Source organism: Erythrobacter sp. (assembly GCF_023653175.1).
Taxonomy (GTDB): Bacteria; Pseudomonadota; Alphaproteobacteria; order Sphingomonadales; family Sphingomonadaceae; genus Erythrobacter.
This window is the reverse complement of sequence record NZ_JAMNXL010000285.1, coordinates 1-2601: the sequence shown is the minus strand read 5'-3', so window position 1 is coordinate 2601 and position 2601 is coordinate 1. Positions and strand designations below refer to the sequence as shown.

General features: G+C 66.7%; 4 protein-coding genes. All 4 read left to right on the top strand.

What is annotated here, in order from left to right; translation table 11 throughout:
• The coding region (bioB, locus tag NBV68_RS18960) for a biotin synthase BioB (RefSeq protein WP_296313046.1) at positions 1 to 858 on the top strand (858 nt) is incomplete at its 5' end.
• Positions 855 to 1688: an alpha/beta hydrolase-fold protein gene (locus NBV68_RS18955; RefSeq protein WP_296313044.1), complete on the top strand. Its 834-nt coding sequence runs from the start codon at positions 855 to 857 to the stop codon at positions 1686 to 1688. The genes bioB and NBV68_RS18955, both read left to right, overlap by 4 nt.
• Positions 1685 to 2092, top strand: coding sequence for a hypothetical protein (locus tag NBV68_RS18950; protein ID WP_296313042.1), 408 nt, complete (start codon positions 1685 to 1687; stop codon positions 2090 to 2092). Before NBV68_RS18955 ends, NBV68_RS18950 begins: the two co-directional genes overlap by 4 nt.
• Before the next feature lie 109 nt (positions 2093 to 2201).
• On the top strand, positions 2202 to 2601 hold a 400-nt coding region (locus tag NBV68_RS18945; RefSeq protein WP_296313040.1), incomplete at its 3' end, for a hypothetical protein.

Genomic DNA, 2601 nt, shown 5'->3' with positions numbered 1-2601 from the left:
GGCGGGTGTCCGGAGGATTGCGGCTATTGCTCGCAGTCGGTGAAGGCTGACTCCGGCGTTGAAGCCACCAAGCTGATGGACGTGCAGGCCGTGCTCCAACGGGCGGCGCAGGCCAAGGATGCCGGATCGCAGCGGTTCTGCATGGGCGCGGCGTGGCGCAATCCCAAGGACCGCGACATGCCCGCGATTGTCGAGATCGTGAAGGGCGTGCGCGACATGGGGCTGGAGACCTGCATGACGCTGGGGATGCTCGAGCCGCATCAGGCCGAGATGCTGGCCGAGGCGGGGCTCGACTACTACAACCACAATATCGACAGCTCGCCGGAATATTACGAGCGCGTCATCTCCACCCGCGACTTCCAGTGCCGGCTCGACACGCTCGATCACGTCCGCAAGGCGGGGATCAACGTCTGCTCCGGCGGAATCGTCGGCATGGGCGAGACGCGCGAGGACCGGGTGGGGTTCATCCACACCCTCGCGACCCTGCCGCAGCATCCCGAGAGCGTGCCGGTCAACGCGCTGGTGCCGGTCAAGGGCACGGTGCTCGGCAACATGCTGGCCGACACGCCGCTCGCCAAGATCGACGATATCGAGTTCGTCCGCACGGTCGCGGTCGCGCGCATCACCATGCCGCGCTCGATGGTTCGGCTCTCGGCCGGGCGCGAGTCCATGAGCGAAGCCACGCAGGCGCTGTGCTTCCTTGCGGGCGCGAATTCGATCTTCACCGGCGACAAGCTGCTGACCGCGCCCAACGCGGGCGACGACAAGGACGGTGCGCTTTTTGCCAAGCTCGGCCTCACCGCATTGAAGGGCGAGGAACCCGCGCGGGCGTGCAAGAGCGCGGTGCCGGCGGAGTGATCGGACTACTGGCCGCGGCGGCCCTCGCGGCGACCGCACCTGCACCCGCGCCGCAGCCGCTGGTGATCGGCGAGACCGTGACGCTCGAGGCGCTGGGGCAGGCCCGCGCGGTCAACATCGTCCTCCCGCCCGACTACGCCAAGGATCCGGAAAAGCGCTGGCCGGTGGTCTACCAGCTCGACGGGGCGATGACGCAGGACCTGATGATGGGCACTGGCCTGATGCGCTGGGGCGCGCTGTGGGGTCGCAGCGCGGATGCGATCGTCGTGGGGATCGAGACCCGCGACCGCCAGCGCGAACTGCTCCCGCCCACCGGCGATGCGGCGGAGCGCAAACGCTGGCCCACTGCGGGCGACAGTGCGGCGTTCCGCGCATGGCTGGCGGACACGGTCAAGCCGATGGTCGAGGCCCGCTATCGCCATGATGGCCGCGCGATCCTCGTCGGCGAGAGCGCGGCGGGGCATTTCGTGGTCGAGACATGGGCCGAGGCTCCCGGCCTGTTCACCGGCTACGCCGCGATCAGCCCGAGCCTGCAATGGGATATCGAGGCACTGAGCCGCAAACCATTGGGCGAGGGCCAGCGCCCGCCGCTCTACCTCAGCCTCGCCGACGAGGGCGGGGCGACCGAGACGGGCATGGAGCGCCTGCTCGCCAACTTGCCCGCCAGTCAGCCCTACTGCTTCTCAGACCGCCGCAAGGAACTCCGCCACGCCACCGCGCTCCACGGCCTGCTCCCCGAGGCGCTGCAATATCTGCTGCCGACCAAGGCCGATTGGCTGGAGGAATTCGGCATGGTCTTGCGCTGCGAGAAGCGGGGAGGGCGGGGGTGAAGCGCCGCGTGGCCCTGTTGCTGGCACTCGCCGCCTTGGCCGCACCGCTCCCGGCCGAGGCCTGCTCCTTCAGGTGGGCCAAGGGCTCGTCGCCCCGCGAAATTCCGCGCCGTGCGGATGTTTTCGCGGTGCGCGGGGAGTTCCGGTTTGTCGACGGGCGCACGGGCGAGGAAATTCCCGATGACGCCAGCGAAATCTGGCCGGAGCCCGGCATGGGAGAGCTGCTGGGCCGGATCGTCCGCAAGAACGGCAAGATCATGCTTACCCGGCAATACTACAGCGAGTTTGCGGTCGACTGCCAAGCCTACCTTGCTCCGCTGACCGCAGGAACCGGGCGGTTCTGGCTCGAAAAGCGCCGCAGCAAGGATGGCCGCTACCGTATCCTGATGTGGAAGCCGGACTGAGACCGCATTGGCGGTGACATGCGTCGCCCCAAATCCGCTAGCTTGCTTGCCGCGCCAACCCTCGGCATAGCCGGTGGCGAGAAAAGCCATGGAGAGAGTTTCGCCGCCCATGCCTGCGCTGCTACCAAACAGGGGTCACGCCGCGCGGCTTGCGATTGTTTCCTTGGCTCTTCTGGCGCTTGGTGAGGGTGCGTGCAGTCCCGCCAGTTCAATCGCCGTTTCAGACCAGGACGTCGTCATGGCTCGGGAGCCCTCAAGCGCAACCTGTCCGGAAGATGACGACGGTTCGTGCGACCGGGCCATGGTTGATGCGGCCCTGAAGGGGATGACGGTCGAGCAGTTCATCGAACGAGAAAGAACCCGTGAGCCTTACTATGCGCGGTGCCCCGATACCGGCTACTGGATCGACGAAAGTTGTAAATTCGAAGACGCGACAGGGATCCTTAAGTCACAGGGAACTGCCAATGATCGAGTTGGGCGCACGATCAATAGATGTACTGAGCACGTTC